The organism is Comamonas sp. NyZ500 (assembly GCF_016772095.1).
GTDB classification, from domain to species: domain Bacteria; phylum Pseudomonadota; class Gammaproteobacteria; order Burkholderiales; family Burkholderiaceae_C; genus Comamonas; species Comamonas thiooxydans.
The window spans coordinates 54,430-72,011 of the sequence record NZ_JAEIJE010000008.1 but is presented as its reverse complement, the minus strand read 5'-3'; the positions used below and the strand labels follow the sequence as shown (position 1 = coordinate 72,011).

General features: G+C 60.7%; 18 protein-coding genes. All 18 read left to right on the top strand.

Going from position 1 to position 17,582, the window contains the following annotated elements:
* The first annotated feature begins 42 nt into the window (after positions 1-42).
* The 18 genes from JAO85_RS13885 to JAO85_RS13800 all read left to right on the top strand — a co-directional run bounded on the left by JAO85_RS13885 (position 43) and on the right by JAO85_RS13800 (position 17,557).
* Entirely contained in the window at positions 43-288 is a 246-nt protein-coding gene (locus JAO85_RS13885) for a hypothetical protein (protein ID WP_202788302.1), read from the top strand.
* Complete coding sequence (locus JAO85_RS13880) at positions 285-1,589, top strand: PBSX family phage terminase large subunit (RefSeq protein WP_202788301.1); 1,305 nt, start codon at positions 285-287, stop codon at positions 1,587-1,589. The genes JAO85_RS13885 and JAO85_RS13880 overlap by 4 nt, the downstream gene beginning before the upstream one ends.
* On the top strand, positions 1,589-3,688 hold the full coding sequence (locus JAO85_RS13875; RefSeq protein ID WP_202788300.1) for a hypothetical protein: 2,100 nt from the start codon (positions 1,589-1,591) through the stop codon (positions 3,686-3,688). Before JAO85_RS13880 ends, JAO85_RS13875 begins: the two co-directional genes overlap by 1 nt.
* Positions 3,685-3,978 carry a hypothetical protein gene (locus JAO85_RS13870; RefSeq protein WP_202788299.1) on the top strand — a complete coding sequence of 98 codons (294 nt, stop codon included), beginning with the start codon at positions 3,685-3,687 and terminating at the stop codon, positions 3,976-3,978. The genes JAO85_RS13875 and JAO85_RS13870 overlap by 4 nt, the downstream gene beginning before the upstream one ends.
* Positions 3,971-4,351, top strand: a complete 381-nt coding sequence (locus JAO85_RS13865) for a hypothetical protein (RefSeq protein ID WP_202788298.1) — start codon at positions 3,971-3,973, stop codon at positions 4,349-4,351. The genes JAO85_RS13870 and JAO85_RS13865 overlap by 8 nt, the downstream gene beginning before the upstream one ends.
* Before the next feature lie 136 nt (positions 4,352-4,487).
* Entirely contained in the window at positions 4,488-5,432 is a 945-nt protein-coding gene (locus JAO85_RS13860; RefSeq protein ID WP_202788297.1) for a hypothetical protein, read from the top strand.
* Between the two features lie 3 nt (positions 5,433-5,435).
* Positions 5,436-6,380 (top strand): DUF5309 domain-containing protein, encoded by a 945-nt coding sequence (locus JAO85_RS13855; protein WP_202788296.1) that lies wholly within the window; start codon positions 5,436-5,438, stop codon positions 6,378-6,380.
* 48 nt (positions 6,381-6,428) lie between these two features.
* Entirely contained in the window at positions 6,429-6,746 is a 318-nt protein-coding gene (locus tag JAO85_RS13850) for a hypothetical protein (protein WP_202788295.1), read from the top strand.
* Entirely contained in the window at positions 6,743-7,375 is a 633-nt protein-coding gene (locus JAO85_RS13845) for a hypothetical protein (RefSeq protein ID WP_202788294.1), read from the top strand. The genes JAO85_RS13850 and JAO85_RS13845 overlap by 4 nt, the downstream gene beginning before the upstream one ends.
* Positions 7,376-7,392: 17 nt before the next feature.
* The gene (locus tag JAO85_RS13840) at positions 7,393-8,826 is read left to right on the top strand and encodes a hypothetical protein (RefSeq protein WP_202788293.1); all 1,434 of its coding nucleotides are present in this window, start codon (positions 7,393-7,395) and stop codon (positions 8,824-8,826) included.
* Positions 8,823-9,131, top strand: a complete 309-nt coding sequence (locus JAO85_RS13835) for a hypothetical protein (RefSeq protein WP_202788292.1) — start codon at positions 8,823-8,825, stop codon at positions 9,129-9,131. The genes JAO85_RS13840 and JAO85_RS13835 overlap by 4 nt, the downstream gene beginning before the upstream one ends.
* Positions 9,128-9,541, top strand: a complete 414-nt coding sequence (locus JAO85_RS13830) for a hypothetical protein (RefSeq protein ID WP_202788291.1) — start codon at positions 9,128-9,130, stop codon at positions 9,539-9,541. The genes JAO85_RS13835 and JAO85_RS13830 overlap by 4 nt, the downstream gene beginning before the upstream one ends.
* Positions 9,538-10,311: a hypothetical protein gene (locus JAO85_RS13825; RefSeq protein ID WP_202788290.1), complete on the top strand. Its 774-nt coding sequence runs from the start codon at positions 9,538-9,540 to the stop codon at positions 10,309-10,311. Before JAO85_RS13830 ends, JAO85_RS13825 begins: the two co-directional genes overlap by 4 nt.
* A 17-nt stretch (positions 10,312-10,328) precedes the next feature.
* The gene (locus JAO85_RS13820; RefSeq protein WP_202788289.1) at positions 10,329-10,823 is read left to right on the top strand and encodes a hypothetical protein; all 495 of its coding nucleotides are present in this window, start codon (positions 10,329-10,331) and stop codon (positions 10,821-10,823) included.
* A gap of 3 nt (positions 10,824-10,826) precedes the next feature.
* Complete coding sequence (locus JAO85_RS13815) at positions 10,827-12,116, top strand: hypothetical protein (RefSeq protein ID WP_202788288.1); 1,290 nt, start codon at positions 10,827-10,829, stop codon at positions 12,114-12,116.
* Between the two features lies 1 nt (position 12,117).
* The gene (locus JAO85_RS13810) at positions 12,118-14,361 is read left to right on the top strand and encodes a hypothetical protein (protein ID WP_202788287.1); all 2,244 of its coding nucleotides are present in this window, start codon (positions 12,118-12,120) and stop codon (positions 14,359-14,361) included.
* Positions 14,362-14,560: 199 nt separating this feature from the next.
* Complete coding sequence (locus JAO85_RS13805; RefSeq protein ID WP_202788286.1) at positions 14,561-15,364, top strand: tail fiber protein; 804 nt, start codon at positions 14,561-14,563, stop codon at positions 15,362-15,364.
* A gap of 18 nt (positions 15,365-15,382) precedes the next feature.
* Positions 15,383-17,557, top strand: coding sequence for a hypothetical protein (locus JAO85_RS13800; RefSeq protein ID WP_202788285.1), 2,175 nt, complete (start codon positions 15,383-15,385; stop codon positions 17,555-17,557).
* The last annotated feature ends 25 nt before the right edge of the window (positions 17,558-17,582 follow it).

Sequence of the window (17,582 nt, the reverse complement as noted above, 5' to 3'; positions counted from 1 at the left end):
CGCGGCGGAGCACGCCCCGGCGCTGGCCGTAAGCCCGGGTCTGTGAACAAAAGCACAGCCGACATTAAGGCTCTAGCACAGGACTATGGCGCTGAGGCGCTGGAGACTCTGGCCAAGCTGATGCGCGGCACAAAGACACCTGCTGCGGCCCGAGTGGCGGCAGCGAAAGAACTGATTGACCGAGGGTATGGCAAGGCCACCCAGGCGGTGGAGCTCACCGGCAAGGATGCCGGCCCCATTGAGACAGTCTCGCGCGTCACGCGCACCATCGTGGACCCCAAGGCATGAGAACGCTGGACCTGAAGACGGCGCGAGTGTTTGCGCCGCTGCTGGAGCCTGCCCGCTACAAGGGAGCGCACGGTGGCCGGGGTTCTGGCAAATCCCACTTCTTCGGCGAGATGCTGATCGAGGACTGTCTGTATGAGCCCGGGGCCAGCGGTGGAGAGGGTCTGCGATCGGTGTGCATCCGTGAGGTGCAGAAGGATTTGAGCCAGTCCAGCAAGGCACTGCTCGAGGGCAAGCTCTCTGCGCTGAACCTGGGGTCGGCTGATGGCTTCCGGGTCTACAAGGACGTCATCACGACGCCAGGCGATGGCCTGATCATTTTCAAGGGCATGAACGACTACACGGCCGACAGCGTGAAATCGTTGGAAGGCTTCAAGCGGGCATGGTGGGAAGAGGCGCAGACTGCCACACAGCGCAGCCTGGACCTGCTGCGGCCAACGATGCGCGCACCGGGCTCACAGCTCTGGTTCGGCTGGAACCCGCGCTTTGCCATGGACCCGGTGGACCGCATGCTGCGCTCCTCTGAGCTGCCCACAGGCGCCCTGGTGGTGCAGGCCAACTGGCGGGACAACCCCTGGTTTCCTGCCGAGCTCGAGCAAGAGCGCTTGGACTGCCTGAGGCAGCAGCCTGACAAGTACGACCACATCTGGGAAGGCGGCTACGAGACGGTCAACGAGGGGGCCTACTTCGCCAAGCAGCTGACAGCCGCAAAGGCAGAGGGCCGGCTCGGCGTTGTTGCGGCTGACCCCAGCATGCGCCTCCGGGCCTATGTGGACATCGGCGGAACGGGGCGGAATGCCGATAGCTTCGCCATGTGGATCGTCCAGTTCGTCGGCCTGCAGGTGCGTGTGCTGGACTACTACGAGGCCCAGGGCCAGCCCATGGCGACCCATGTGCAGTGGCTGCATGACCGTGGATACAAGTCTGATCGCCTTGACATATGGCTGCCACACGACGGCGACCGCTCCGACGTGGTGTTCGCTGTGACGCCGGCGAGCGAGCTGCGCCGCCTGGGCTACACCGTTACCACGATCCCGAACCAGGGCAAGGGCGCTGCGCTCAAGCGGGTTGAAGCCGCGCGTCAGCTGTTCCCAAGCATCTGGTTCAACCAAGAGAGCTGCGCTGGCGGCTTGGCGGCCCTGGGCTGGTACCACGAGAAGCGCGACGAAAAGCGCGGCATTGGCCTGGGCCCCGAGCATGACTGGGCCAGCCACGGCTCTGACGCCTTCGGGCTCATGTGCTGCGATTGGACGCCGCCGCGCGTCATGGCGCCGTTACCGCTCCCTCAAATAGGAATTGTGTGATGACAATGGAAAAAGACACGTTCCGGCAGGTGCTGGAGCATGAAATCGATGATGCACAGAGCTGGCTCACCGGCAGCATCCGCGCCGAGCAGCAGCGCAATCTGCAGTATTACCTGGGTCTGCCGCTGGGTAATGAGGTGGATGGCCGCTCTCAGGTGGTGTCCTGGGATGTGTTCGAGACCATCGAGAGCGCGCTGCCGAACTTCCTGGAGCCGTTCTTCTGCGGGGACAACATCGGCGAGTTCCTGCCGCGCGGACCTGGTGATGCTGAATATGCAGACCAGGCCACCGAGCTTGTGAACTTCGTCATTCAGAACGAGAACCCCGGCTTCCTGATCTTCATGGACTGGATCAAGGACTCGCTGCTGAGCAAGATCGGCGTAGTCCGGGCCAAGTGGGTGCAGGCTGATCCTGTACGCCAAGAGTTCCGTGGTCTGACCCTGGAGCAGGTCACGCTGATGACCCAGGACCCTGCGGTATCGATCATCGAGGCGTCCGTCTCTGAGCAGTTGGCGCCCGATGTGATGCAGGCGGCCGGCCTGCAGATCCCCGAGCTGTTCGATCTCACCATCATGCGCAAGCAGCGCGGCTGCGTGAAGCTGCGCAACGTGCCGCCCTCTGATTTCCTGGTAAACCGCACGGCCAAGACCATGGAAGAGGCCCGCTTGCTGGGTGAATGGGTCACCTACACCCGCTCGCAGCTCAAGGAAATGGGCATCAGCGATGTGGACGAGATCAAAAGCTATGACGGGGCCAGCAACCTGCTGGAGGAAGACGAGCGCACCAGTCTGCCCAACGATAGCGCCGACAAGTCGCTGGAAGAGGTGAGGCTGTTCGAAGGCTTCATCCGCTGCGACTACAACGGTGACGGCGTGGCCGAATGGCGCCGCATCCTGGTCTCGGGCGACCGCGAACTGGAGAATGAAGAGGTCGAGGGGCATGAATATGCTGTCCTGACGCCTATCAAGCTGCCGCACCGCGTGATCGGCATGGCCTTGGCCGACCCGGTGACGGAGCTGCAGCGCCTGAGCAGCGGCCTGACGCGCCAGTATGTGGATTCGCTGTATCTGGCCAACAACCCGCGCACCTATGTCAACCAGAAGGCTGTCGTCAACCTGGACGATGTGATCAGCAACCGCATCGGCGGGATCATCCGTGGAGAGGGTCCGGCACAAGATGCTGTGTCGCCTATCAAGACCGCTCTGGTTGCCACCGAGTCGCTGGCCGGTATCGAAATGACCCAGGGCATGCGCGAGCGCCGCACCGGTGTCACCCGCTACAACCAGGGCCTGGATGCTGACAGCCTGAACAAGACCGCTACGGGCATCACCAAGATCTCCAACATGGCCGACAGGCGCATGCTGCTGATCCTGCGGATGTTCGCTGAGAGCGGGGTGAAGGATTTGTTCAAGCTGGTGCTGAGGCTGATCACCCAATACCAGGACATTCCGCTGACCATCCGGCTGCGCAATGAGTTCGTGCAGTTCGACCCTCGCATGTGGTCGCCTGACATGGACGTCAGCACGGACGTGGGCCTCGGCACGGGGGACAAGACAGAAACCCTGGTGGTGCTGCAGCAGTTCGGCCAGTTCATGCAACAGGCCGCTACTGTAGGCATGGTCGGTCCGGAGCAGATCTATGAATTTGGCAAGGCCCTGGCTAAGAACGCCAAGCTCAAGGGCGCGGCCGAGAAGTTCCTGATTCCGCCGGACAAGATCCAGCAGAAGCCGCCCCTGCCTTCGCCGGAGCAGATCAAGGCTCAGATGGAGCAGGCGAAGTACCAGCATCTGCAGCAGATGGAGATCATCAAGCTCCAGGCAGAGGCGGCAGAAGGCGACAAGCAGCGCGCCGCAGATCGCCAACTCAAGGAAATGGAGCTGCAGCAGGACGCCTGGAAGTCCCTGATCGAGCTGTCCGCCGGTTACGTGATGGGCCAAGCCCGCATGGACGGTCAGATGACTGATCCGGCCCAGAACCTGATCGGCGGCACGCAGCTGGATCAGAACATGCAGGCACCTGACATCACCCCACAACGGCTTGACGCTGTTGCAGCGCTCATCAATGGCCTGGCACAGCGGTTTCAGAGAGGACAAGCATGAGCGACGCTCAATACCGGGCAGAGCAGGCCAAGCGCCTGCTTGAAGACCCGCTGATGAAAGAGGCCCGCGCCGTGGTGGAGCAGGCCTTGAAGGACGAGATCCTGTCTCTGCCGCTCCATGAACGTGAGCGCCGCGAAGCCGCAGTGGCCATGCTCAAGGGCGCAGAGCAGTTTTTCAGAGTGTTCCATCTTGTGATTGACGGGTACAAGCTGGAGCAGGCCGAGTTGACCAATGAGGCCCAAATCCAGTCCCGTCTCCAAGCCATCCAGGAGCGCATGCGCGATGTCTAAAGCAAAGAGTAAAGCGGGCGAGGCGCCTGCAGTGGAAACCAACGAGCCCCAGGGTACTGAAGTCCAGGCGTCCCAGGAGCAAGCGGTGGAAGTGGTCACGGAAGCGGCTGAGCCCAAATCCAGTCCCGTCTCCAAGCCGGCCGAAGATGATCCAAAAGTGGATGATCCTTCCACCCAAGACCCGCAGGAACCTCTCGAAACGCTCGATTCCTTCCTGCGCCGCGTGGAAGGCAAGCACATTGACCGTGACGTGGTGGCCACGGCCGCTACTCATCCGCATGCATCGGAAATCACCTGGCCCGGCACCTATGGCGGCATCCGCCTGAGCGCCGGCCCTCTGTCGGTGACATACAGCGACGGCACCACCGAGTAACTGTTTTTCAACACCGCCCGGGCACGGTTTGCCCGGCTGACCAGTTAGGAACAACCCGACAAGGGGCTGCATGCGACGGCGTGCGGCCCCTTTTTCGTTGGGCTCACACCTGGACAGACCAACCACACCAACGACCATGGACGACGATCAAGACCAAAGCCCGACGCTGGAAGACCTGGCCAATGCACTGAACGACGACGAAGGACAAGCGCAAGACGCCCCTGAATCTACCGAAGGTGCAGATGATTCCCAGGCCGAAGGCGCCACCGAAGCCGAAAGCGACCTGGAAGGCGAGCAAGAGGCAGCTGCAGACGACGAAGGACAAGCCGCACAGGCCCCTGCCGACGATGCAGTCATTTCGTGGACCACTGCCGGCGGCGAGGCTCTGGAAGCCCCTCTCTCTGAGCTGAAGGCGGGTTATCTGCGGCAGTCCGACTACACGCAGAAGACACAGGCCCTGGCCGACGAGCGCAAGCAGGCATCGGAGCAGGTTGCCAAGCAGTACCAACAGGTGCAGGAGTTCGCCCGCGAACAAGCGCAGCTGATGAACATGCAGGAGCAGCTGGCACTGTTTGCCAAAGCTGATTGGAATGCCCTGTATGAGCAGGACCCGACCGAAGCAGGCCGGCTGCAAGCACAGTGGCGGCAGTTGGAAGCACGCGCTCAGGACACGGCGCGCAGCTTCCAGGCCAAGGTCCAGCAACGCGAAGCGGAGCAGGCCACCCAGTTCCAGCAGCGTACCCAGGAAGCCCTGCAGACCATGCAGCGCGATATCCCCGGGTTCGGTACTGAGCAGCTGAAGGCGATGCGAGACGCGGGAATCGCCTATGGTTTCACGGATGCCGAGCTTTCTCAGGTGGCGGACGCCCGCACCCTGAAGGTTCTGCACGAGGCCGCCCAGTGGCGTGCCCTGCAGGCCAAGAAGCCGGCAACCCAGCAAAAAGTGCAGGCAGCACCGCCCAAGGCATCCAAGCCTGGTGCGGCCAGCGTCCCCCAATCGAAACGCGAAGCGGCCTTGAAGCAGTTGAATGCTCGCCGCGATGTGCATTCTTTGGCTGCTCTGATTGCGGCCTCGGAGTAAGAAATGGCTCAACAAGCAAATTCCTTCGCCACGTTCAACGCGGTTGGCAACCGTGAAGAACTGGCCAATGTGATCTACCGCATCTCCCCTGAAGAAACCCCGTTCGTTTCGGCCATCGGCAAGGGCACTGCTGAATCGGTCAAGCCCGAATGGCAAACCGATGCATTGGCAGCCGCATCCAACAACAAGGTGGAGCAGGGCAACAATGTGACCATCACGGCCACCACGCCTACCAAGCGCGTTGAAAACCGCACGCAGATCTCCGAGAAAAACCTCTCGGTGACCGGCACCCAAGAAGTGGTGGACAAGGCCGGCCGCAAATCCGAAGTGGCCTACCAGAAGGCCAAGAAGATGATCGAGCTCAAGCGCGACATCGAGTTTGCGGCCATCAACAACACCACTTCCATTGCGGCTGCGTCTGGCGTTGCACCTCAGGCCCGTGGCATCGCAGGCTGGCTGGCGACCAACAACAGCTTGGGCGCTACCGGCGTTGCACCGAACCCCGACACCAATACTGCCCCCACTGACGGCACGCTGCGCACCTTCACCGAAGCGATGCTGAAGGACGTGGGCCAGAAGTGCTGGGAGCAGGGCGGCGATCCCTCACTGCTGTTCGTGCCTGCAGCACTGCGCGCAACGGTTTCGGGCTTCACTGGTGTGGCCCAAAAGACTAATGACGTGAAGTCCAAGGCCGCCACCACCGTGGCCACTGCGGACATCTACGTTGGCGACTTCGGCACCTACACCGTGGTCAACAGCCGCCACCAGCGCGCCCGCGACGTGTTCCTGATCGACCCCAAGCGCTGGGAACTGCTGACGCTGCGTGGCATGAAGGCGTCTCCTCTGGCCAAGACCGGTGACTCGGAGAACTGGATGATCAACACCGAGTGGTCCCTGCGATCCAACCAGGAAGCCGCAAACGGCGCTATTCGCGACCTGCAGCCCTGATCCAACCGCCAACTGAAAGAGGCCGCCCTTCGGGGCGGCTTTTTGTTTATGAAGACACGAATCCTGAGCAACAACGGCTACTCGCGCACCCTCTGGCACGACCACGGTGATGGCAAGGTGACTGTCCAACAGGTGACAGACGTCACAGCCGCCGTCGAGCGCGCCAAGGGACTGCACAACATCGGCGCGCACACAACCGGCATGGGGGACAAGCATGTGGCCTCGGTCCCCATCCCTGTGCTGTCCGAGTGGGCCCAGAAGCGCGGCAAGACCTACGCCGATGTTCTTCAGGATTCGGGTTTGCTGAAGCAGTTCTTGGAAGACCCGGATAACAGCGTCTTCCGTGTCTGGAAAGGCCGGTTATGACATACGTACTGCCATCGCTGGCTGTTTCAGGCAATGCGGCCGAGGCCAATTACAGCAGCCTGAGGAAGTCTGTCGCCACCTGGCTCAACCGCACTGACCTGGATGCCGTCATCCCCGACTTCGTGCGTATGGCAGAGGCCGAGTTTGCCCGTGATCCCCGGATCAAGACGGCTATGCAGACCACGCGTTATGCGGATACCGTGCTGAATGGCCAGATCATCCTGCCCGACGAAATGCAGGAGCTTCAGGAGTTGCGTGTTAACCGCGTTGCATTCCAGCAGATCACGCTCGAGGACTTCCGCTCGAAACAGTGCGGCCCATACTTCACCCGCATCGGGCAAGTAGCCCAGATCCTGGGGAGCCCAACGGGCGTTCCTTACGAGATTCTCTACACCCAGCGCTATGCGCCTCTGGTGTTCAATGAGGACTCAAACTGGCTGCTGCGCAACAACTATGACGTCTACCTGTGGAAATGCTGCGAGCAGGGAGCAGTCTGGCTGCGCGATCCTGAGGGCGTGACAGGGTATCGGGCCAAGTACGAAGCAGCAGTGCAAGAGATGCTCTCTGCAAACAACAGGTACAACTGGGGCGGCACGCAGCTGGCAGTGAGTGCACCGGGGGTGGTATGAACACAGTTTTGGGATTCATGCCCGACGCCGACCCGACCATGGCCGGCCTGCTGACCGACTGCAGCAACCTGATTCCTTCGGAATTGGGAATGCGGCCTGGACCCACGCTCTCTGTGGTTGGTGTTGATCCCCTTCCGGAAGCCGTTCGCGGTGCCATGGCGGCTATTGACCTGGATGGCAACCGCATTGCCATCGTTGGGACGGTCGCTGGGTTGTATTCGTTGACAGGGCGCACCTGGGCCAATGTTTCTGGAACTGGAGGCCCATTCAGCCTGGGCGACAGCGAGCGCTGGGCGCTGGCTCAGTTCGCCAACAGCTCGGTAGCGTCATGCTTGAGCGCCGGCATGCAGATCAGCACCGCCGGTGCCGACTTCGCGCCCGTCACAGATGCCCCAAAGGCCAAGATTTTGGTCAGCCTCAAGGGGTTCATGATGGCGTTCAACACATCAGACACGAGTTTCGGCGATGCGCCGGACCGCTGGTGGTGCTCGGCATATCTGAATGCATCGGACTGGACGCCGAACGTGTCAACGCTGTGCACCACAGGTCGCTTGGTCGAGTCAGGCGGTGAAATCACGGCCGCGCACCGTCTCGGTGATGACGTGATCGTCTACAAGCGCCGCTCTACCTACGTTGGGCGCTACACGGGGCCCGCTGAGGTGTGGAACTACACCATGGTCGATTCTGATGTGGGATGCGTTGGCCAGGATGCTGTATGCGACACGGGCAAGGCGCATTTCTTCATCGGAGACGACGACATTTACGCTTTTGACGGCGTGCAGGTGCGGCCGATTGGCCGCGGTATCTTGCGCGACTGGTTTGTCTCCGTGCGCGACCCGAAGTTCATGCAGAAAAGCGTGGCCTTCTGGGACAAGCAGAATCAGCTGGCCTGGTTCTTCTTCCCAAGCGTGGGCGGCAATGGTGAGGTCGACAAGGGCCTGGTGTTCCATCCATCAACTGGCCGCTGGGGTCGGGCCGATCACTACATCCGCGCCGTGGTGCGCTATGCATCGCCGCCGGCGACGTATGACGGCGGTTCGGAGCTGGTGACAGACTATGAAACCGGTCCGCAGATCGATTTCGATTCACCATTCTGGGTTGAATCTCAGGAGCTGATGGCCGGCTTTGACGCAAGTGACCGTCTCGTGACATTCGCCGGGCCGGCGGCCCCATCAAGCTTCACCACGGGTGATTTTGGCGATGAAGAACAGATGACGTGGCTCGATCGCGTCACCCTGCGTCTGAAGGTGGCGCCTCAAAGCGCTACGGCGACGGGCTTCACCAAGGATGATGGCGGCCTGCCCGTAAAACAGGCGTCTGTGGCCATCCGTGACGATGCGGCGTTTGACCTCCGGCAGCGCGCTAGGTGGCACCGTATCAGGGTGGACAGCGTTGGGGACTATGCCTTGATCGGAGTTCAGCCAAGGCTTAAACAGGCGGGGTACCGATGAGGCTTCAAACCGACAATCTGCGCCTAGGCAACGATCTACCGTCCCTATTGCGCGCGTTGGCACAAGTTTTGCCGGCCTTCGCAAAACAGGTCAATGCAGTGTCTGAGGGGCGGCTATCTGGCAGCTACAACGCTTTGACATCGCCGCCAACGACCGGGAAATACCAGGCCGGGGATTACATCAAGAACAGTGCTCCTGAGGTTCTTGGCACGGCCGGCGCTCAGTATGTGCTCAAGGGCTGGATATGCGTCGCCAGTGGCGAGCCGGGCACCTGGGTAGAAGACAGGGGAGTGACCGGCACATGACCTACAAGCTGCAAGTCATTCCTGCGGCCTTCATCGGCCGCGCTTGGCTGGATGGTGCGCACATGCTGGACAAGGCCTGCGAAACCTCGGGTGGAGAGATCACCGGCGACCAGCTCAAGCTGCTTCTCAGCCGTGGTGAGCGCGATCTGATCCGCATAGACCTGGACGGGCAGGCCGTTGGGTGGGCGGTGACACGCATCGACCAGCTCCCCAATGTCCGCGCGCTGCACATCTGTGAGCTATACGCCCCCGGAGGCCACTGGCTGGCCTGCAGTGAGCAGCTGGCGGCCATGGCCAGGTCCAGCGGCTGCACAGAAATGCGCTGCAGCGCCAAGCCGGCGCAAACCAGGCTTTACCAACGGCATCTCCCCTGGGAGCCGATTTACACAACCTTGAGGATGCCAATATGAATCCGCATCAAGAAAAGCGCCGCGCCTTGGGCCAGATGAAGGCCTGTGGCGGTGGCGGTGGTGGCACTAGCACCAGCAGCAGTGCGATTGCATACCCTGACGAGATCCGGCCTCTGCTTTCCAATGTTGCCAACCTCTCCACCCAACTGGCAAACAAGACATGGCAAGGCTACGGCGGCCAGCGCTATGCAGACCTGAACGATACACAGAAGCAGGCTCTCCAGAGTGTTACGGACCGGGCTACGAACGGCTCAGCACTTTGGGACGAAGCAAAGGGAAGCCTGCAGCAGATGATGGGCGACCAGACGAACCCCTATCTGGACCAGCAGGTGGCCAATGCGCAAAAGTCGGTGGTAGACAGCTACAACCTGACAGCCAAGCCGCAACTCGAGTCAGCCATGGTGGGATCGGGTTCCTTTGGGAACTCTGGCCTGCAACAGATGCAGGATCAAAGTCAGAAGCAACTGCAGCAGAACCTGGGGCAAGTGGCAACCAGTATGTACGGCGATGCGTACAAGACCAATCAGGCCAACCGCCTGGCGGCTTTGGGCATGGCCCAGGGCTATGCAAACCAGGACTATGCCGACCTGAATCAGCTGCTCAACGCCGGCAACACACTGCAGGACCAGGCACAGAACAACGCCGATTTCAACTACGAGCAGTGGCAGCAGCAGCAGGATGACCCCTACAAGAAGCTGCAGGCCATGACCGGCGTGATGAACAACACCGCCGGTAGCACCACAACGACAAATCAGAGCGGGGGTAAGTAATGCTTCAGTTCTTGCCAATGGCACTTGGCGCCCTGGGCGGCGCCTTGACGAACAAGGATCCACTGACGGGCGCATTGACCGGGGCTGGCCTGGGTGCCGTTACTGGGGGCTTGGGTGGTCTTGGTGGCGCTGCAGCAGCACCAGCCGGCGGCCTGGGCCTGACTGCTGGGGCCTCTGGCCTTGGTCTGCAGGCTCCCGGCGCGCTGGGGGCATCTCTGGCCGAGATGGGCGGTGCACAAGGCCTGTCGTCTGCTGGTGCTGCGCTTTCCGGAGCGGCGCCGTCGGCACAAACTGCCGGCCTGCTGTCTCCGGCGGGTATGAAGACCGTCACAGACGTGGCCGGCATCGCCGGGAAGATGGGACTCATGGACAGCCCGCAAGGGCCGGTTGCGCAGTCTGCTGGCATTCCAGGTCGTGCCGCTGACTTCACCGGTCTGCTGTCGGCCGGCCGTGGCAACCAGATGTCGGGCGCGGAAAAACTCATGGCTCAGCGCGCTGCGCGCAGGGGGTGATTTATGGCAACACAGATGCCAAGCTATGGCGCATACCAGCAGGTCTATGGCCAGCAGCCGGAGCAGGGCGGCTTCATGGGCTTGCTCAGCTCTCCAGTGGCACAAGGGCTGCTGGGGGCCGGCCTGGGCGCCCTGGCGAGTCGTGGCACCACAGCCCAAGCCATCGGCCGCGGCGGTCTGCTCGGCCTTTCTGCCTACGGCCAGGCCCAGGACACGCAGAACAACCGTCTTCTGCAGATGGCCCAGGCCAAACTGCAGCAGGATGCACTGGCAAAGATGACTCCTGGGGCTGATGGGGCGATTTCTGCCTCTCCGGCTACGTTTCTGCAGGCCGGGTTCGCTGACCCAGCAAAGTGGGCTGACATCCGCAATGCAGGCCGCGACAAGCTGAAGGAAATTCAGCAGGTGACCGGTGCTGATGGCTCAAAGTCGCTTTTCGGCGTGGATGAGTACGGCGGCGTGCGCAATACCGGCCTGGCCAATGCGCCCGAGATCAAGACCCAGGACGTGGGCGGCCAGGTGATCGGCTGGAACCCTTACACCGGGCAGCAGGCCAGCGCCTTGGAAAAGTCGCTTACCCCCGACCAGGTGCAGGACACGGCAAATCAGCCATTCATGATGGTCAACGGCCAGATCGTGGCCAACCCAGCCTATCAGGCCTATTCCAAGGCCAAGGCTGCCGCCGGCGCCGCGCGCACCAATGTGCAGATCAACAACAAGATGGGCGAGAGTCTGGCCGGCCAGATCGGTCCCATGATGAAGGACTCGCAGATTGCCGCTGACGCGGCGGTGAAGCAGGTCCAGGCAGCCAACAGCATTGATCAGGCGCTGAACTCTGGTCAGGTGATTACCGGGCCGACAGCGAATGCACGCCTGACTGTTGCCCAATGGGCCGATACGCTGGGAATGGGCGGCCAGGACCAGAAGACGAAGCTGGAAAACACCCGTTCTGCCATGCAGGGGCTTGCCCAGCTCACGCTGCAGGGCCGCGCTCAGATGCGTGGACAGGGGGCCATTACCGAGAGTGAAAGCAAGCTTGCAGAGCGTGCTATCTCCGGTGATCTCAGTCTGACACCATCTGAGCTGCGGGTGCTGAGCAGTGCAGCACGCCGGGCTGGCCAGCACATCTACGGTGAGCACCAGCGCAAGGTGCAAGCGGTGGCAAGCAATCCTGACTATGCAGCAATGGTCCCCTTCTATGCTGTGCCGCAACTGCCATCGGAACCGAAGCAGCCAGCCCAAGCGCCCGCCCCCATGGGCAGCGGTGGCTGGGGCATCCAGAGAGTGAACTGATATGGCGACCTATCGCATCACAGCGCCTGATGGCGCTTCCTACGAGATCACGGCGCCTGACGATGCGACGCAAGATCAGGTGATGGCCTATGCCCAGGCGAACTACGCCCAGGCCGGCCAGCCGAAGCAGCAGCAGTCTGCCCAGCAGCCTGGCCCGCTGTCTCAGATGATCATGGGCCAGCGGCCGACGCCCCAGCGCTCTGCCCTGGAGAACATCGGCCGACAGGTTGGTTTGACAGGCCGCTATGCGCTGGAGGGAGGGGCTCAGATTCTGGACCTCCCTGGAGCGCTTATCCGCTCCGGCCTTGGCGCCATGGGTGTTCAGTCCGATCTTCCGTCTGAAAGCGCCTCGAAGCTGGCCGACAGCCTGGGCCTTCCGAAACCTGAGACTGGGCTCGAGCGCAGCGTGGCCGCGGCCACTCGCGGCGGCTTTGGGGCTGCTGTGCCTGCTGGTCTTGCGGCCCAGGCTGCTCGCGGCACCACAGGCGCCACGCAAGGCATTCTGTCTGCTCTAGCTGCAAACCCTGCCGCCCAGATTGGTGGTGGCGTTGGTGGCGGTGCGGCGGCAGATGCTGCAAAGAATGCTGGGTTCAATGAACTAGGCCAGATGGCCGCAGGTTTGGCCGGCGGCGTTGCTGGTGGCATGGTTGGGAATGCAGCTATGAATGCAGCAGGCCGCGCCAGCGAGGCGGTAGGCCGACGAGTTGGCCTGGATGCTATGCCTGAGCTAAAACCGAAGCGCATGAATGACACAGAGCTGTCTGCCGTGCTGCGCAACCGATTGAGCATCACGGGCGGTGACTGGGATGCGATTCCTGCTAACGTGCAGAAGTCGCTGATGACCGATCTGCGCAAGGCCAATACTCTGGAGGGGTTGGATGCCAGGGCAGCTCAGCGTCTGGCCGATTTTCGCGCCTTAGAAGTGACGCCGACACGCGGAACAGTGACGCTAGACCCAGTGCAGATCACCAACGAGAAGAATCTGGCCAAGACTGGTGCCAACAGCAATTTGGCGAATATCCAGGGACTAGCCCAGGTAGAGAACGCCAACAACAACCGGTTGATTCAGCTTCTGCAGGGTGTTGAGCGTGGGCGGGAGACGGACGCCATTGCTGCAGGTCGCGCGCTGTCTGGGAACATCGCGCAACAGCGTGATGCGCTCCGAGCGGCCGAGTCAGCGGCGTGGCGCGATGCGCGGGCCACGCCGGGCTATCGTATGCCCATGCAGGCCAATGTCCTGGGTGATATCAATGCCGCCCTGGACGATGCCGGCCTGATGCCGTTCATGGATTCGCGGATCTCTTCGTACATCCAGGCGTTGCAGACCAATCCCGACCAGTTCACGCCCCAGGCGTACCGCAACCTGCAGAGCATGCTGTCCAACACCATGCGTGCTGGCGGCAATGAGGCGGCGGCTGCCGGCGTGGCTCGGGATATTCTGGAGCAAGCTCGCATGCAGCCTGCGGCATCGCAGATCTTCAACCCTGGTGGAGTTCCGACTACTGCTCGAACCGCCCAGCAGATGAGGGCAACTGATCCACTGCCTAGCGATGCCATGTCAGCGATTGACCGTGCGCGACAGGCAACGCGGGCAGCCTACGGGTTTGAGGACTCTTCGCCGCTGGTGCGCTCGGCGCTTTCTGATGGTGCTACTGCTGATCCGGCGCGGCTGGCTCAGCGATTCATCATCAATGGGACGCCAGATGAAGCCGCTCAAGTGGCACGGAACCTCACGCCGGAAGGACGGCAAGTCGTTCGTGATGCGCTGGCTACGCACATCAAGCGCAAGGCACTTGGCGGCTCGGCTGATGAAGTCGGCAAGGTTTCTCAGAAGGCGCTGAACTCTGCACTGAGTTCGTTGGGGCCGGAAAAGCTGGGTCTGTTCTTTTCTCCGGAGGACATCCAACAGCTGCAGCGGATTGGTCGTGTTGCGAGCTACACCCAGGCTCAGCCTGCAGGTTCAGCAGTGAACAACAGCAACTCCGGAGCGTTGGTGGTTGGTAAGGGGTTGAATGCGCTTCTGGGGATTACCAGCAGGATTCCTCTGCTGAACATCGATCAGCAGGCTGATGCGCTGGTGAGCATGGGTCGAACTGCAAACGCCCTGCGCGCGAACAGAGGTCTTTTGGCCCCGCAAGTGCCTGAGTATGGCCTTTTGTCAAATGCGAGCCGTGGTGCCGCGATGGGGGGTCTACTTGCGGTCCCGAAAGACTCCGAAAGCGCCAAGGACAACAAACGCAAGTAGCGTGCCCAGGTAGCCCGGGGATATGCCGGTATCCCTTATCCACTCGCTCGCTGCGATGGACCAAGGCTGGCTGTTCCACCAAATGACGAAATCTTGGAAGCAGTTCATCTTTCCATCCTACCAAAGCCCCTATCCAGGGACTTTCCCTTTTCTAACCCGCTACGGCTCGCCCTGGCGGGTTTTTTCATGACAAAACGCCATGCCAGTACCCAGCAGCATTGATGACCTGGACCCTGTTGCCTCGGATAACTCCCCGGCAGGCTCCGAACAGGTCTTTCCGAACCTGGACAACTACCTTCGCGCGCATGCGGCATTTATTGCCCAGGTACGCGACTTGGTGAGGGACGCCGCGCCGGCCATTGGTATGACCCAGTGGTGGGGCGGAAATCGCGCCAACATTCCAGCAAAGCACCAGCCGCAGGATGGGCAGGAGGCCAATCGGGCTGATTACCCAAGCCTTTGGGCTCTTGTATCAAGCGGCGGCATGCCTTTGGTCACAGAGTCTTCATGGCAGGGGAATCCTTCCGTGCGCGGCAGCTTCTCCACTGGCAACGGCTCGAGCACTTTTCGCTTCCCTGATCTCAACGGCAAGCAGGTCAATTCCTATGGCGCTGTGGCTCTAAGGGGTGATGGCGCTTCCTCCGCCGGCGCTTCCGGCGCCATGCAGGACAGCCAAAACAAGGCCCATGCACACGGGGCAACTATCGACCCCGTAGGAGATCACGCCCACAACCTAGTCGGAAGCACCACAGGAGCGGGTGGGCATGCCCACGGGATCGCAGGAGATTACCGCGTGGCCCTCGCAGGAGGTGGCTGGGATGGATGGGCCGCAGATCCTGGGAACACGCGGTCATCGACTTCTGTCGGCGACCACGCCCACGGATTGAATGGCACCGCGCAAGCAGCTGGTGGCCACGCACACGTCGCAACTATTGCTTCTGACGGTGGCACCGAAGCCCGCATGAAGTCCGCAACCGGTGTTTGGGTCATTCGCGCCCTTTAACTCTTACCTCTTCAAGCCATGCAGAAATACAAAAGCAATCTGACTTCGGTCAGCGGCGCAGCCGTGCGCGGCGCTTCCATCACTGTGTTAGATGAGTCGGGCGTAATCGCGTCTATCTTTCTGGATCGCGCCGGCACTCTTCCGGCTGGCAACCCGCTGAAAACGGGCCAGGACGGGACGTTCGAGTTCTACGCTGCGAATGGCCGCTATAGCCTGCGTACAGATTCCTCTGGCCTGAATGTGCTTGAGGAAGATGTGATTCTGCTGTTCGATCCAGATGACGCGACTGTATCCGGTCCAATCGCAGACGCCATTCAGGATGCTAAGGACGCTGCAGATGCTGCACAGGAGTCTGCAGATGCTGCACAAGAGGCGGCAGACAAGGCCCAGCAGATAGCTGACAACACCGTTCCCACCTTCGACACCTATGCTCTGGCTGTTTCAAAACTGGCATCCGTCCAAGAGGGAATGCTTGTCGAAATCTCTCAGGATGAGAACAGACTTGGTGCTCGCACTCGCTACCGCAAGGTATCTGGAGTGTTGACTTTTGTGTCAAATCTGGACCAGCTCAGAATTGATCTGGATGAGCCAACTGCCGGCGGCGCATCCATTGTCGCTTACCAAGCGCCAGGAGGGAGCGCGCAAAGCGTCGATGACAAACTCGACAAGATCCTCTTTGTCAATGATTTCGCTACCATCGACGATGCAGTCAATCGAGCAGTTGCCCTCGGCATTAAGAGGCTGTATCTGGCGCCTGGTGCATCGGTCACATTTTCTTCGCCGGTTGATATGAAGGGTGTTGGCCTTGTTGGCAACACCACCACCATCAACGACACCTCGAATCTGCTGAACGTTGGGAGGATCACCGGCTGCGTCGTGCGTGGCTTCGCCACCGATCATGATTACATCGAGCCACAGGACAACTATGGATCGATCTCCCCAAAGTTGGTGTTTCGCAAGGCGACAGACATCCTGTGCTTTATCACCAAGCGCCGGGGTACTGGCTATGTCTCTTCGGAGCACTGGTGGAACTCGTTTACATCGAACGAGACTGACACTGGCGGTGCGTCGGAGAGTTGGCGCAACTGCGTGACGCGGTTCTTCAGTGAGGTGTTCCTCTACAGGGACGACGGTGCAACGACTGGGGCATGGGGTGCGAAGACTGTTGTCCCTGTGAGTGCATCATTCCCAACTGGCACTCTTACTGCGCAGCAACTGACCTACCAGGCAACCAATGAGTTGAATGCGACCATGTCCTGGTCGGTCAATTCGAAATATGGCGGCCGGCGCGGTCAGGTCGCTATGTTCGGAACCACCGGCAGTGCGACTCAGATTGAGCTGTATGTGAATGGTGTGCTGCAGAAGACATTCAGCGCCCAGACTACCGAGCCAAAACTTGTCTTTGTTCAGTATGAGCTACCCCAGACAGGTGCCAACACTGTGATGTTGAAGAAGGTCAGCGGCTTGGCGATGAATGTCATAGGTGCGGATTTCGCCACGCTGAGTGCAACTGACCCAGAGTTGAGCTATACCGCACTCGCCTTCGGTGACTATGGACGCCCCTATGTCGCCGGCAACTCGGCCATGGACTATGCGTTCTTTGAATATAACGAGAACAAGTGGTTTGGCAGCGTGCATGGCGGCGAGACTCAGCGGGTAGAGCCAGCGTTCTATGTGGATGGTGCCCGCACTGATATTCCCGCGACTGTCGGCGCCTTCGTGGTGGGCAAGTACCTGAAACTTATTCAGCGCACGACGATTGCCACCGGAGCAAGTAGCCTGAGTGTCGACAAGACATACAACTACGTCGCTGATTCCGTGGTGGGCCTGGATGTAGCGATGAACGGTAATGCCAACGTGAAAACCGCATACACAGCAATGTGCGCGACCCACACGGACTTCGGATTCATCACTTATCCTTACTATCAGGATGTGACGGCGGCGGCGAATAACCGTGTCGGTCGCCGCAGTCGCATTACCCAGGCAGATTACACGCGTCCGTCAAGCACCCGGTTCCTTACGACTGAGTGCACGTTGCATCCTATGGGTGGGGCTACTGGCGCGAACATGCTGGGCAACGGCCCATTCATCAGCGCACAGTCTGCTTACAACAAGTTCTATTACGGACCATGCGTCGAGTCGAGAGCCCAGATAACTCGGGTTTCTTTCTCGACAAAATGGATATTCGAATGAATGAACTTGTATGAAAGAGAAAAGG

What these genes read in the sequence shown, in the direction of transcription:
- JAO85_RS13880 (WP_202788301.1), top strand. Translation starts at nt 285, where the DNA reads ATGAGAACGCTGGACCTGAAGACGGCGCGAGTGTTTGCGCCGCTGCTG.
- JAO85_RS13875 (WP_202788300.1), top strand. Translation starts at nt 1,589, where the DNA reads ATGACAATGGAAAAAGACACGTTCCGGCAGGTGCTGGAGCATGAAATC.
- JAO85_RS13870 (WP_202788299.1), top strand. Translation starts at nt 3,685, where the DNA reads ATGAGCGACGCTCAATACCGGGCAGAGCAGGCCAAGCGCCTGCTTGAA.
- JAO85_RS13865 (WP_202788298.1), top strand. Translation starts at nt 3,971, where the DNA reads ATGTCTAAAGCAAAGAGTAAAGCGGGCGAGGCGCCTGCAGTGGAAACC.
- JAO85_RS13860 (WP_202788297.1), top strand. Translation starts at nt 4,488, where the DNA reads ATGGACGACGATCAAGACCAAAGCCCGACGCTGGAAGACCTGGCCAAT.
- JAO85_RS13855 (WP_202788296.1), top strand. Translation starts at nt 5,436, where the DNA reads ATGGCTCAACAAGCAAATTCCTTCGCCACGTTCAACGCGGTTGGCAAC.
- JAO85_RS13850 (WP_202788295.1), top strand. Translation starts at nt 6,429, where the DNA reads ATGAAGACACGAATCCTGAGCAACAACGGCTACTCGCGCACCCTCTGG.
- JAO85_RS13845 (WP_202788294.1), top strand. Translation starts at nt 6,743, where the DNA reads ATGACATACGTACTGCCATCGCTGGCTGTTTCAGGCAATGCGGCCGAG.
- JAO85_RS13840 (WP_202788293.1), top strand. Translation starts at nt 7,393, where the DNA reads ATGCCCGACGCCGACCCGACCATGGCCGGCCTGCTGACCGACTGCAGC.
- JAO85_RS13835 (WP_202788292.1), top strand. Translation starts at nt 8,823, where the DNA reads ATGAGGCTTCAAACCGACAATCTGCGCCTAGGCAACGATCTACCGTCC.
- JAO85_RS13830 (WP_202788291.1), top strand. Translation starts at nt 9,128, where the DNA reads ATGACCTACAAGCTGCAAGTCATTCCTGCGGCCTTCATCGGCCGCGCT.
- JAO85_RS13825 (WP_202788290.1), top strand. Translation starts at nt 9,538, where the DNA reads ATGAATCCGCATCAAGAAAAGCGCCGCGCCTTGGGCCAGATGAAGGCC.
- JAO85_RS13820 (WP_202788289.1), top strand. Translation starts at nt 10,329, where the DNA reads ATGGCACTTGGCGCCCTGGGCGGCGCCTTGACGAACAAGGATCCACTG.
- JAO85_RS13815 (WP_202788288.1), top strand. Translation starts at nt 10,827, where the DNA reads ATGGCAACACAGATGCCAAGCTATGGCGCATACCAGCAGGTCTATGGC.
- JAO85_RS13810 (WP_202788287.1), top strand. Translation starts at nt 12,118, where the DNA reads ATGGCGACCTATCGCATCACAGCGCCTGATGGCGCTTCCTACGAGATC.
- JAO85_RS13805 (WP_202788286.1), top strand. Translation starts at nt 14,561, where the DNA reads ATGCCAGTACCCAGCAGCATTGATGACCTGGACCCTGTTGCCTCGGAT.
- JAO85_RS13800 (WP_202788285.1), top strand. Translation starts at nt 15,383, where the DNA reads ATGCAGAAATACAAAAGCAATCTGACTTCGGTCAGCGGCGCAGCCGTG.